Genomic DNA, 12,414 nt, shown 5'->3' with positions numbered 1-12,414 from the left:
TAGCTATTTATTATATCTATTTACTTAATGACGGGCTGTTTTCGTTTTTATTGTTTTCCAACAAAATCCAAACAACTCCTGCTAAATTTCAAAAAACTCTTCCTGACAAAAAACGTCAAAAAGAGTTCTTTTCCAATTTCTTTGTAGCTGAACGTTTGGTTTTGCTTTTAGTGGTATTAGCGCTCAAATAAGAAATCACGAAATACTACATTACCTAAAAAACGTCCTTGTCGTGATAATTTAACTTGGTCACCTTCCACTTGCATCAAACCTTTATCCACAAAACGATTAATCGGTTCATGATATACATCAAACATGTCTTTACCGAATTTTTCTTTAAAGTGAGAAATAGAAACGCCTTTTGTACGGCGTAATCCTAAAAACATTTCTTCTTCAATGTGTTCATTTAAACCTAAATCCTTCGTTTGAAATGTAGGTAATTCTCCTGCTTCTAAGGGCGTCATGTATTTCTTCAGTGGACCGGCATTAGAATAACGTGTATCACCAAGAAATCCATGCGCGCCTGCACCAAATCCGTAATATTCTTCATTTGCCCAATACGTAATGTTATGGCGACTTTCATAACCAGGTTTGCAGAAATTACTTATTTCATACTGTTGGCGACCATGTGCTGCCATTGTATCCATCAAGTAACCATACATGTTAGCTTCTGCATCTTGTCCAGGTAAGATTAACTTCCCTTTTTGCATCAAATTATAAAAGATTGTTTTAGGTTCCACGATTAAAGAATATGCTGAATAATGTGGCAAATCAAGAGTGAGTGCTTTTGATAGCGTATCTTTAAAATCTTCTTCTGTTTGTCCAGGAAGACTAAAAATTAAATCAATTGAAATATTTTCAAAACCAACTTGATGCGCATTTTTTACTGATTGATAAACATCAGCTACAGTATGAATACGTCCAATTTTTTTCAAAAGGTCTTGATTAAAACTTTGTACGCCCATACTTAGACGATTAACACCGTGCTGACGCATAACTTCTAACTTATCAAGCGACAAATCACCAGGATTAGCTTCAAATGAAAATTCACCTGTAGCTTCATCATAAGGTAATAACTCGCGAATACCACCACAAAGTTTATCAAGTTGTTTTGGTGTAAGCGTTGTGGGTGTTCCCCCTCCAACAAATATTGTTTCAACGTTTTCAACGGGTCGTTCCTCAAGGCGCATTTTCATCTCTAGTAATAACGTATCGATGTATTGATCTACAGGCTGCCCCTCTAAAAATACCTTGTTAAAATCGCAGTAATAGCAAATGTGTTCACAAAATGGAATGTGTATATAAACGGCTGTCATTATTGGCCTTCCTTTCTTACTCAACGTTCTTTATTTTACGTGAAGCTACCTTTTTATTCAAGTCGTTCGTTTTATTAAAAAAATCCTACAATATGATACAGTCTATCGATTTCTTTTAAAACATTAATTTTATTCTACAGATACTAAGACTCTTAAGTTAATGATTGCCGCAAAAAAGACCTCTCAAGTAAATGAGAGGCCGTTTGTTACTATTTTTTTAACCAATTGCGAAAACGTTCTTCCATAGTGCCAATACTATCTTCAACGCGGTCATTTAATTTATGTTTACGATTTTCTTGTAATTTAGTAATCGCTTCTTCACGTAACTCTGCTTCAACTTCTTGCGCATGTAACACTTGAAATTCCACAGTAACAGCTGGTTCACGTACAACAGTATGAGCGCCACGTTCGTTTAAGTACTGGTCCAATAAACCATTTTCTTCCTCTTCTACAATTAACAAGAGTGCATTTTGGTTTAATGCAAGGTTATTATTAATTGCTTCAACGATCGTTTTATCGTCAATCGACGCACTTCCCATTAATGGACCTAAATCTGGTCCTAATAATGCCCCTAATGGACCGTCAATAATTTCAAAAATCCCACCAATTAAACCTCCGGTGGACCAACTATCATCTGTTTTATCAACGTTGAAGCCATCATATCGAGAAATACCTGTGGCTGTTTTTTTTAGCACAACTGCAGTTAGGACACTAAAACCTGCCATACTGCTGCGTAAATCGGATAATGCATTTTCACTTTCTGTGTTTCGGTTAAAAAGTACCGATACAATATTGATCATAGTCATCATCTCCTCTTCCCTTTCACTATAGGCTTGTTGACAGAAAAATTCAACTGAGAGCTTACAGCATTTTCAAGAAGATGATTCATTGGTTACTTTTGTGTTTTTTCAAGCGCTTGTTCAATATCCCAAAGGATATCATCTATATTTTCTAATCCAATAGAAAGACGTATTAGGTCGGGTGTAATTCCAGCTTTAGCTTGATCTGCTTCTGATAGCTCAGAGTGCGTTGTACTTGCTGGATGAATAACTAATGATTTAGAATCACCAACATTTGCAAGCAATGAAAATAACTTTATGCTATCAATAAATGTTTTTCCAGCTGTCACACCACCTTTAATTCCAAATGTAAAGATTGAACCAGCGCCTTTAGGTAAATATTTTTTCGACAAGTCTTGATAAGGATTTCCGTCTAATTCAGGATAACTCACCCATTCAACAGCAGGATGCTCATTTAAATAGTTTGCCACCGCTCGAGCATTTGACACGTGTCTTTCTACACGCAATGATAAAGATTCTAATCCTTGTAATAAATAAAAGGCACTCTGCGGACTAATTGCTGCTCCAGTATTACGCAATAATTGCACACGCGCTTTGAGAGCAAAGGCTACGTCCGGAACATCAGCATATACTAACCCACTATAACTTTCATCAGGCGTTGTAAAGTCGGGAAACTTACCACTTGCTCGCCAATCAAATTTACCACTGTCTACTAAAATACCGCCTAAGGTTGTCCCGTGACCTCCAATAAATTTAGTTGCAGAGTGTACAACAATATCAGCTCCAAAATCAAACGGGCGAATTAAATAGGGCGTTCCAAATGTGTTATCAATGATAAGTGGAATATCATTTGCATGAGCCACAGCTGCTACAGCTTCAATATCTAACACATTGATACGCGGATTCCCTATTGTTTCAGCAAATATTGCCTTTGTATTAGGTTTAATCGCTGTCTCAAAATTAGTGCTATCATCTGGATCTACAAAACTCACAGTGATTCCTAATTTACTTAACGTTGACTTAAACAATTCGTATGTTCCACCATATAATGTGCTTGCTGCAACAATATGATCACCTGAGTTAGCCACATTTAAAATCGCATAAAAAATAGCTGAAGCGCCCGAAGCAGTTGCCAAAGCAGCTGTCCCACCCTCTAATTGTGCAATTCTCTGTTCAAATACATCTTGTGTTGGGTTCATAATTCGTCCGTATACATTACCTGGCTTACGTAGCTGGAAGAAATCAGCTGCTTCTTCTGCATTTTTGAATACGAACGATGTTGTTTGATAAATTGGAACAGCTCGTGCCCCTGTTGTTGGATCGGGTTCTTGCCCCGCATGGATTTGTAAGGTTTCGAATTGAAACTGATGTTCTTTTGTCATTTTAACCGCTCCTTTTAATGTTATTAATCAAATAACTTATGTAGAGAAGGTGCATTAAATACAAAAAAGCCGTCTCTTCTAAAAGAGGCAGCTTTTTACAATGCTGAACTCTCATCTTTCAGGTTTAAACCTGCAGGAATTAACACCATACGCAAAACGCTGGTTGTCGGGTTTCATAGGGCCTGTCCCTCCACCACTCTAGATAAGAATTAATAAAGATAACGCCAGTCATCTTATTAATCGATTTATTTAATTGTTTCTATCATAACTGATGCTTTATTCGTACGTCAAGTATTTGTTTGAATTTTCAGTTATTTAATCGAAGTGTTCCATTGTGCTTTAAACTAAACTATCGATTGGTACTCACTTAATTTTTAAAAAGGGAATAATACTCATCAGTAGTTAATAATAGCGCTAGCCGTGTTTTTATCTGCTGTTGCAAAAGCCACCTTCCTACTAAATCTCAAAAAAACTCTTCCTGACAAAAAGCGTCAAAAAGAGTTTTTCTACAATATCCCTGCCATTCTACGGGCTATTTTCGTTTTTATTGGATCTGAACGTTTGGTTTTACTTTTATTATTATCCAGTAAAAGCCAAACCACTCCTGCTAAATTTCATAACGCTACAAAAAAATCCACTACTAGACCTGAAATTCAAATCAGAAATAGACATGGATCAGTCTATAACGATTAAAATTTCTAGCCTAAAGAGTAGTGGATGTTTGATAGATTACAATTTATCATTGTTTTACAAGGTAGAATATACTTTTATTATTTTTCTAACCATTCAGTGTGGAATGTACCTTCTTTATCAGTACGTTCATATGTGTGAGCTCCAAAGTAGTCACGTTGTGCTTGAATAAGGTTAGCTGGTAATGTTTCTGTACGGTAACTATCGTAATAAGAAATAGCTGCAGAGAATGTTGGTACTGGAATACCAGCTTTAACTGCTGTTGCTACTACATCACGCAATGCTTCTTGATAGTTGTCAGCGATATCTTTAAAGTATGGATCCAAGAAAAGATTTTTCAATTCTGGTTCTTTACTGAAAGCATCAGTGATTTTTTGTAAGAAACGAGCACGGATGATACAACCTGCACGGAAAAGTTTAGCGATTTCGCCAAAGTTTAAGTCCCAGTTGTTTTCATCTGAAGCCATACGCATTTGAGCAAATCCTTGTGCGTATGATGCAATTTTACTTAGGTAAAGTGCACGACGTACTGCTTCAACAACCGCTTCTTTATCACCTGTAAATGGTGTTTTAGCAGGTCCTGTTAATACTTTACTTGCTGCTACACGTTCTTCTTTCAAAGCTGAAATATAACGTGCAAATACAGATTCAGTAATTAACGGTAATGGTGTTCCTAAATCTAAAGCACTTTGGCTTGTCCATTTACCTGTTCCTTTATTTCCAGCGCGATCCAAGATAACGTCAACTAGCGGCAAACCAGTTTCAGCATCTTTTTTCTTCAAGATATCTTTTGTGATATCAATTAAATAACTATCTAATTCGCCTTGGTTCCAGTCTTCAAATACATCTGCTAATTCATCATGTGAAAGACCTACGTGATGTTTAAGTAGCGCATAAGCTTCTGCAATTAATTGCATGTCGCCATACTCGATACCATTATGTACCATTTTCACGTAATGTCCCGCGCCATCAGCACCGATATAGGCAACGCAAGGTTCGCCATCTTCAGCACGTGCTGCGATTTCTTCAAAAATAGGTGCTACTAATTCATACGCTTCTTTTTGTCCACCAGGCATGATTGCAGGTCCTTTTAAAGCACCTTCTTCTCCACCAGATACACCAGTACCGATAAAGTTAAAGCCTTCTGCACTTAATTCAGCGTTGCGTCGAATTGTATCTTTATAGAATGTATTACCACCATCGATAAGAATGTCACCTTTATTTAAGAAAGGTTTAACTGCATCGATTGTTTTATCTGTAGCATCGCCAGCTTGTACCATTAAAAGAATACGACGTGGTGATTCAAGTGAGTTTACAAACTCTTCTACAGTATAAAAAGGTACTAAATTTTTATCTGAGTGATCTTTGATAACATCTTCTGTTTTTGAAGCTGAACGGTTAAAAATTGATACCGAATGACCTCTGCTTTCAATATTCAACGCAAGGTTTTTACCCATAACGCCCATTCCAATAACACCGATTTCTTGTTTGCTCATGATTTAATCGTCCTTCCATTTCATAAATTTTATGAATACGATGTTAACAACCCGATGTTAACATTGACTTACCGTATCATCATATCAAAATATTACTATTACATCAATAATACAACACCCGATATTCTTTAAAAAACTCACTATTTAAATGTTTAATACCCAGTTTGTTCTCATTTTATTGTTTAGGTTTATTTTTTTGATATTATTAGTTACAATAGGTAGAGAATAACTATCTATCGATAAAAAGGAGTTTTTAAATTGGGATCAAATAAAATGGTTAAAATTGTTGTCTATGTATTAATTTTTGTACTTGTTGCCTCGTCACTTTTAAGTAGCGCTTTATTCTTCTTTTAAAAACGATTGCTTTTCTTCTAACGCGGAAGACAAGCTTTTTTTATGTACTAAATTGTTAAGATTTGCACTACAGCCTATTTATGTCTTTTGGCGTCACACGATGTATACATCATTACTTCTTCTTCATTGTTCAATACACGCAAACCCACTTGAGATAAAGTTTGCATTTCTAGTTGATCTTCCACTATATGAATAGGTGCAATCCACTTGATATATTCACTGATTTTTTTCACTAGAAATGGACTGATAGACATCCCTCCCGTAAGAATAACAGCATCAACATTCCCTTTAAGAACTGTTGCATATGCACCAATTTCTTTTGCAATTTGATAAGTCATCGCGTCATAAATAGCAATTGCTTCCTGGTCATCCTCAACAATTCGCCACTCAACATCTGTTAAAGAATCAGTCCCCAAATACCCTAAAAAACCACCTTGTTTCAATATTAACGGTAACTCTTTAACTTCTTCTGGTGATGCGATGTATTTTTTCATCACTGCTTCCATTGGCAATGATCCTGTTCGGATAGTACTAAAAGGTCCTTCTCCATAATAACCATTGTTAACATCAATCACTTTGCCATTTTCATGGGCGCCGACAGATACCGCTGAGCCCAAATGCACAATGATGAATTTAGCTTCTTCATAGGTTGTTCCAATTTTTTTTGCAATATGGCGTCCCACAGCCTTTTGGTTAAGTGCATTAAAATAGCTGCGTCGCACAAAATCAGGGTGTCCCGATACACGTGCCACATCTTGCAATTCATCCACTGTGGGTGGATCATAAGTAATCGCAGGCACTTGATAATACTCTGCAAGGCTATGAGCTAAAATTGCACCAAAACTACCTTCCGCTTCATAAAAAGAGTGCTCTATTAGGTCGCTCACCATTGCTTCATTAATCGTATAGGCACCACTTTTAACAGGTTGAATATACCCCGTATTACTGACAATAAGATCAATGCTTTTCATTTCTATTTTAGCTTTCTTTAACTGCAGTAATAGGCGTTGCTTTGTGGCTGTTAACTGTTTTTGTAATGTTATATAATCATTTATTGGTTGAACTTTTTGCTCCCGAATGGTTTTATTAAAAACGACCTTATCCTCATCAAATATTGCAATTTTAATTGATTGTACCCCTGTATTGATAATTAAAATACGTTTTTTTCCTAACATCCCTTATACCCCCTGGGTTCACCTCATAATAACTTGCTTACTATCTATCTTATTTTACTTTTATTTTTTCATCAAGGATTGTACCCTCGTAAAAAAAGACAGGATATCAACCGTTTTTATATCGGTGACACCCTGATTATTATTTTAGCCAATATTCTTCATTTTTTCTGATTGTTGGATCAGTTCACGTGCATGCATCTCAGTTGAAGTTGTCATTTCAACACCACTCATCATCATCGCTATTTCAGCAACACGTTTATCTAACGACAGTTCAGAAACCGTCGTACGTGTACGTGATGCAGAGACAGTTTTTTCAATATGATAATGGTTGTCTGCCATTGCTGCAACCTGTGGTAAATGTGAAATACACAACACTTGTGATCCTACTGACACAGAGTATATCTTTTGACCAATCGCTTGTGCCACTCGACCGCTAACACCGGTATCAACTTCATCAAAAATGATGCTTGTAATACCTTGATGCTTAGAAAAGATGGTTTTCATTGCTAACATCATCCGTGACAATTCCCCACCTGATGCAATTTTATGCAAAGGTTTCAAAGGTTCACCAGGGTTAGTAGATGTATAGAATTGAATACGATTATTACCGCGCTCACCTAACTCTTGTGTTTCAAAATTCACTTTAAAAATTGCTTTATCCATGTAAAGTTCTTTAAATTCATCATGAATTGATACAGTTAACTCTTCAGCTGCCTGCTGGCGTATAACGGTTAAATCATTCGCTAGGAGTTGTAACTTCTCATTCACGATTTCGATTTCTTTTTGCAATTGTTCTGAGTGTGACTCACTATGTTCTAAGTGTTCAATTTCTTGGCTTATTTTTTCATGGTAAGCCATCATTTCATCAACTGAATCACCATATTTACGTTTTAATTGGTTGATGATATCCATCCGTGTTTCTATATTATTTAATTGCTCAGGATTATATTCCAATGTTGACAGTTCTTGATTTAAATCGCTCGCAACATCGGATAAGCTGAAATAAGCAGTTTGCACTGTTTCAAACCATTCTTTGTAACGTCCATCAACTTCTTGAATTGCAGTTAAATGATTCATCACTTTTGCTACTTGATCTAACGTTGACTGCTCACCTTGTAATAAGTCATAACTTGCTTCAACATTATGATTTATTTTTTCATAATTTGCCAATAACGAACGTTCTGCTGCCAACTCTTCTTCTTCACCTAATACGAGATTAGCTGCTTCTAATTCTTTATTTTGAAAGTGTAACATATCAATTCGTTGTGCCAATTCTTGTTCGTTTTTATTAAAACGATTAAATTCTTGACGTTTATTTTTCAACTCGGCATAGAATAATTGGTATGCTTTTAAAGGTTCAGCTATTTTTTCTGCTGCAAACTGATCTATTAAATAGATATGATGAGCATCATTCATTAAATCTTGACTCTCATGTTGGGAATGAATATCTAATAACGTCTCGCCTACATCACGCAAATTAGTTGTTGTCACTAATTTCCCATTGATTCGACAGACATTTTTACCACTTCTCATCAATGTTCGATGTAAAACGACCATCTCATCCTCGACTTCAATCCCTAATTCTTCTAGAACAGAATGGGCACGCTTATTTTTTTCAATAGTAAACAATGCTTCTAAATCGGCCTTATCTGCACCATGTCGGATTAAATCGTTCGATGCTCGACCACCAACAATAAGTCCCAATGCATCAATAATAATTGATTTTCCGGCACCTGTTTCACCAGTCAAAACTGTAAGACCCTTTTTAAAAGATAATGAAATTTCCTCGATGATTGCAAGATGACGTATCGATAATTCTTGGAGCATGGTTTCATCCCTTTCGTGTGATTTAACGTATTATAGCATTTCTAAGAACATTGTCTCATACTCATCAGCACTTTGTTCTGACAAACAAATAACCAGAATTGTATCATCACCACTAATTGTGCCTGCAATCCCTTTGAATTGTGAGTTATCAATCAATGATGCAATCGCATTCGCATTACCTGGTAATGTATGCATAATTAATGTATTATTCACTTTCACCATACGTATAAAAGAGTCTACGAGTGTACGTTTTAACTTGTCTAATGGATTAAAACGATTGTCTGCAGGCAAACTATAACGATAACCACCTCTTAATGATGGCACTTTGACTAGGTGTAATTCTTTGATATCACGCGATACAGTCGCTTGCGTTACACTATTACCTTTTTCCTCTAGTAAAGTAACTAACTCCTCTTGTGTATCAATATCGTTATTTGCAATTAAATCCCTGATAAGAACATGACGTTGTGCTTTATTCATAACTTTCACTCCTTCTTTTAGTGAGGGTGCTCCCCTCTGTAACATGCTAAATAATTATACCATTTTTATGCATCTAAAGCGATTATCAACTATACAATAATTATTATTTCTAGTTATACTACGATCATTTTATCAAAAAAAAGAGCAATAAATGCCATCTGGCAAATTGCTCTTTAAGTAACAGTTAATAATCTTTTATTTAACACACTAACATTTGGGTATTTTCTAGCTGACAGACAACATTACTATTAGCCTTTTAATGTATGATGCCCTTTAATTACAACGTCATCGATACTTTCAGGCGCATTATATTCTGCTTCAACAGTTGTATCTGCAGTCCAACGTAAATGTGCGATGAATTCAATGTTACCCTCTCCACCTGTAATAGGCGAAAAACTTAGATTACGAACTTCATATCCCAATTTACGAGCAAAATCCAGCACTTCTTCTACCACTGCTTTATGTACTTTAACATCGCGTACAATTCCTTTTTTACCTACTTGTTCACGACCCGCTTCAAACTGGGGTTTAATCAAAGCCATCACATCACCATTTGTTGCTAAAATAGTGGTTAAGTTGGGTAAAATTAAACGCAATGAAATAAATGAGACATCGATTGTTGCAAATTCTGGTTGTCCTTTTGTAAAACTAGCTAATTCTGCGTAACGGAAGTTAGTATGTTCCATGACTTCAACACGTTCATCATTGCGCAATTTCCACGCTAATTGGTTAGAACCAACATCAAGTGCATAACTCATTTTCGCACCATTCTGTAAGGCGCAATCTGTAAAACCACCTGTCGAACTACCGATATCCAGCATAATTTTATCTTGAATATCAAAATCAAATACTTCTAAAGCTTTTTCCAGCTTTAGGCCGCCACGACTAACGTATGGCATCCGTTGGCCTTTTACATTCAACTCTACCGTAATTTCAATTTTTTCACCTGGTTTATCCACTCGTTCTTCTTTAATATAGACAAGGCCTGCCATTACAGCACGTTTCGCCTGTTCGCGTGTATCAAATAATCCTTGTTGTACCAAAAGTACATCCACACGTTCTTTAATTTTCATTTAGTTTACTCCTTCATTCCATGTTCTCTATAAAGTCATGTATTTTCTTAGCGATAGTAACTGTGTCTATACCAAAAAGATGTAACTGTTCATCTGGTTTTCCATGAGGTATAAAGTGATTAGGTAACCCCATTATTTGAATAGGTGCAGCTGTCTTATCATGAAGATAGGATAACACACTTTCACCTAATCCCCCCGTTGTAATGGCTTCTTCAATAATAAAGACTGGTATTTTTCGATTGGCTAAATCATTTAAATAAGTAAAATCCATTGGTTTTATAAAACGGGCGTTTACCACTTCTATTAAAATACCTTTTACTTTTAATAATGCAGCAACTTCAATCGCCGTTTTAACCATTGGCCCATAAGCAATAATAGCCACAGTTGCACCTGGAAGTGTCACTTCCCACGAACCAATTGGAACCGTCGCTATTGTTTCTTTTAATGGCGGATGATCAATATACCCTCTTGGGTAACGCATAGCAATGGGCCCCTCATAAGCAAAACCTGTGCGCATTAAAACTTGCGCTTCGACTGCATTTTTGGGCATCATTACCACTAAATCGGGAACGGCCATTAAAAAAGATACATCATAAATACCTTGATGTGTTTCACCATCAGCTCCAACTAAACCACTACGGTCAATACCAATAAAAACATTGGTGGATTGACGGCATACATCATGTATCAGCTGATCATAAGCTCTTTGTAAAAAAGTAGAATAGATTGATACAAATGGTTTTAAGCCATTCATTCCCATTGCAGCAGCCATCGTCATCGCATGTTGTTCGGCAATACCGACATCAAAAAAGCGGTTAGGAAAACGACGTTGAAATTTTTCTAGCTGTGATCCTACACTCATTGCAGGTGTTATCGCAACAATCGCCTCGTCTTGCTGTGCAAAATCAATTAAAGTATCACTAATAAATTCTGACCAATTTTGCATTTTAGCGATAGTTTTTAGATTACCCGTTGCGATATCATATGGAGCTACACCATGCCAGATACCACGTTGGTCTTCTTCGGCTGGTAAGTAACCTTTACCCTTAACGGTTAATACATGTAAAATAACTGGACCCTCTACCTGTTTACTTTTTTCTAAAAAATAACTTAGCGACTGAATATCATGACCATCTATCGGACCAATATATTTTAATCCTAACGATTCAAAAAAAGGAGCAGTTCCCTCTGCATCATTCATATTGTGAATAAACGGTTTTGTTCTAATGCTTTGTAACATCTTATGGAGTGCGCCAACATTAGGTGCAATCGACATACCATTGTCGTTAAGTACAATGGTTATATTTAACTGTTTATCACCGATTGTTTGCAAAGCTTCATAAGCGAGTCCGCTGGTTAAGGCACCATCACCTATAATTGGGACAATCGCATGTGATTGTTTGAATAAGTCACGAGCAATCGCAAAGCCACTTGCAGCAGATAATGATGTTGAGCTATGACCAGATTCCCAAACATCATGTAACGATTCACTTCTTTTAGGAAAACCATCTAAACCATCGCATTGACGTAACGTATGGAAATGATTGCCTCGCTCTGTCAAAAGTTTATGAACATAAGCTTGATGACCTACGTCCCAAATCAATTTATCTTTAGGACTTGTATACACACGATGAAGCGCAATAGTTAATTCAACAACGCCAAGATTTGGTGCCAAATGACCACCTGTCTCTGCGAGAGATTCAATTAAAAATTGACGAACAGCGCTTGCTTGCTGTATAAGTTCTTCAAAAGACGCCACTTTCAATTGTTCTGGTGTTAACCATTTTCGGTACGCTCCCATTGTGTTTATTCAACTCCTTA

10 protein-coding genes and 1 riboswitch are annotated in these 12,414 nt (G+C 36.4%); of the genes, 1 reads left to right on the top strand and 9 read right to left on the bottom strand.

Features of this window, described 5'->3' with window-relative positions; genetic code table 11:
* Positions 1–176: 176 nt before the first annotated feature.
* From hemW to gndA, 4 genes are all read right to left on the bottom strand, one after another.
* Complete coding sequence (hemW, locus tag V6S17_RS03950) at positions 177–1,316, bottom strand: radical SAM family heme chaperone HemW (protein ID WP_029091155.1); 1,140 nt, start codon at positions 1,314–1,316, stop codon at positions 177–179.
* A 209-nt stretch (positions 1,317–1,525) separates the two neighbouring features.
* Positions 1,526–2,116 (bottom strand): hypothetical protein, encoded by a 591-nt coding sequence (locus V6S17_RS03945; RefSeq protein ID WP_029091154.1) that lies wholly within the window; start codon positions 2,114–2,116, stop codon positions 1,526–1,528.
* A gap of 92 nt (positions 2,117–2,208) precedes the next feature.
* Positions 2,209–3,498, bottom strand: coding sequence for an O-acetylhomoserine aminocarboxypropyltransferase/cysteine synthase family protein (locus tag V6S17_RS03940; protein WP_029091153.1), 1,290 nt, complete (start codon positions 3,496–3,498; stop codon positions 2,209–2,211).
* Positions 3,499–3,606: 108 nt separating this feature from the next.
* Positions 3,607–3,707: riboswitch (SAM riboswitch) on the bottom strand.
* A gap of 561 nt (positions 3,708–4,268) precedes the next feature.
* The gene (gndA, locus tag V6S17_RS03935) at positions 4,269–5,684 is read right to left on the bottom strand and encodes an NADP-dependent phosphogluconate dehydrogenase (RefSeq protein WP_029091152.1); all 1,416 of its coding nucleotides are present in this window, start codon (positions 5,682–5,684) and stop codon (positions 4,269–4,271) included.
* Positions 5,685–5,957: 273 nt separating this feature from the next.
* On the opposite strand from gndA, the gene V6S17_RS12660 reads away from it, so the two are divergent.
* Positions 5,958–6,038 carry a hypothetical protein gene (locus V6S17_RS12660; RefSeq protein WP_227002028.1) on the top strand — a complete coding sequence of 27 codons (81 nt, stop codon included), beginning with the start codon at positions 5,958–5,960 and terminating at the stop codon, positions 6,036–6,038.
* A gap of 74 nt (positions 6,039–6,112) precedes the next feature.
* On the opposite strand, the gene buk is transcribed toward V6S17_RS12660, so the two are convergent.
* From buk to dxs, 5 genes are all read right to left on the bottom strand, one after another.
* Entirely contained in the window at positions 6,113–7,213 is a 1,101-nt protein-coding gene (buk, locus tag V6S17_RS03930; RefSeq protein WP_029091151.1) for a butyrate kinase, read from the bottom strand.
* 144 nt (positions 7,214–7,357) lie between these two features.
* Positions 7,358–9,040, bottom strand: coding sequence for a DNA repair protein RecN (gene recN, locus V6S17_RS03925; protein ID WP_029091150.1), 1,683 nt, complete (start codon positions 9,038–9,040; stop codon positions 7,358–7,360).
* 30 nt (positions 9,041–9,070) lie between these two features.
* On the bottom strand, positions 9,071–9,520 hold the full coding sequence (gene ahrC / locus V6S17_RS03920) for a transcriptional regulator AhrC/ArgR (RefSeq protein WP_029091149.1): 450 nt from the start codon (positions 9,518–9,520) through the stop codon (positions 9,071–9,073).
* Positions 9,521–9,768: 248 nt separating this feature from the next.
* Positions 9,769–10,593 (bottom strand): TlyA family RNA methyltransferase, encoded by an 825-nt coding sequence (locus tag V6S17_RS03915; RefSeq protein WP_029091148.1) that lies wholly within the window; start codon positions 10,591–10,593, stop codon positions 9,769–9,771.
* Between the two features lie 13 nt (positions 10,594–10,606).
* The gene (gene dxs / locus V6S17_RS03910; RefSeq protein ID WP_051457368.1) at positions 10,607–12,394 is read right to left on the bottom strand and encodes a 1-deoxy-D-xylulose-5-phosphate synthase; all 1,788 of its coding nucleotides are present in this window, start codon (positions 12,392–12,394) and stop codon (positions 10,607–10,609) included.
* Positions 12,395–12,414 lie beyond the last annotated feature (20 nt).

Source organism: Brochothrix thermosphacta DSM 20171 = FSL F6-1036 (genome assembly GCF_036884295.1).
GTDB lineage: Bacteria > Bacillota > Bacilli > Lactobacillales > Listeriaceae > Brochothrix > Brochothrix thermosphacta.
Note: the sequence above shows the minus strand (reverse complement) of the source record. Positions and strands in the feature narration are given on the sequence as shown.

Excerpts from the sequence above, each read along its gene's own strand:
- recN (WP_029091150.1), bottom strand. The coding sequence starts at position 9,040 with ATGCTCCAAGAATTATCGATACGTCATCTTGCAATCATCGAGGAAATT.
- V6S17_RS12660 (WP_227002028.1), top strand. The coding sequence starts at position 5,958 with ATGGTTAAAATTGTTGTCTATGTATTAATTTTTGTACTTGTTGCCTCG.
- ahrC (WP_029091149.1), bottom strand. The coding sequence starts at position 9,520 with ATGAATAAAGCACAACGTCATGTTCTTATCAGGGATTTAATTGCAAAT.
- V6S17_RS03945 (WP_029091154.1), bottom strand. The coding sequence starts at position 2,116 with ATGATCAATATTGTATCGGTACTTTTTAACCGAAACACAGAAAGTGAA.
- gndA (WP_029091152.1), bottom strand. The coding sequence starts at position 5,684 with ATGAGCAAACAAGAAATCGGTGTTATTGGAATGGGCGTTATGGGTAAA.
- V6S17_RS03915 (WP_029091148.1), bottom strand. The coding sequence starts at position 10,593 with ATGAAAATTAAAGAACGTGTGGATGTACTTTTGGTACAACAAGGATTA.
- hemW (WP_029091155.1), bottom strand. The coding sequence starts at position 1,316 with ATGACAGCCGTTTATATACACATTCCATTTTGTGAACACATTTGCTAT.
- dxs (WP_051457368.1), bottom strand. The coding sequence starts at position 12,394 with ATGGGAGCGTACCGAAAATGGTTAACACCAGAACAATTGAAAGTGGCG.
- buk (WP_029091151.1), bottom strand. The coding sequence starts at position 7,213 with ATGTTAGGAAAAAAACGTATTTTAATTATCAATACAGGGGTACAATCA.
- V6S17_RS03940 (WP_029091153.1), bottom strand. The coding sequence starts at position 3,498 with ATGACAAAAGAACATCAGTTTCAATTCGAAACCTTACAAATCCATGCG.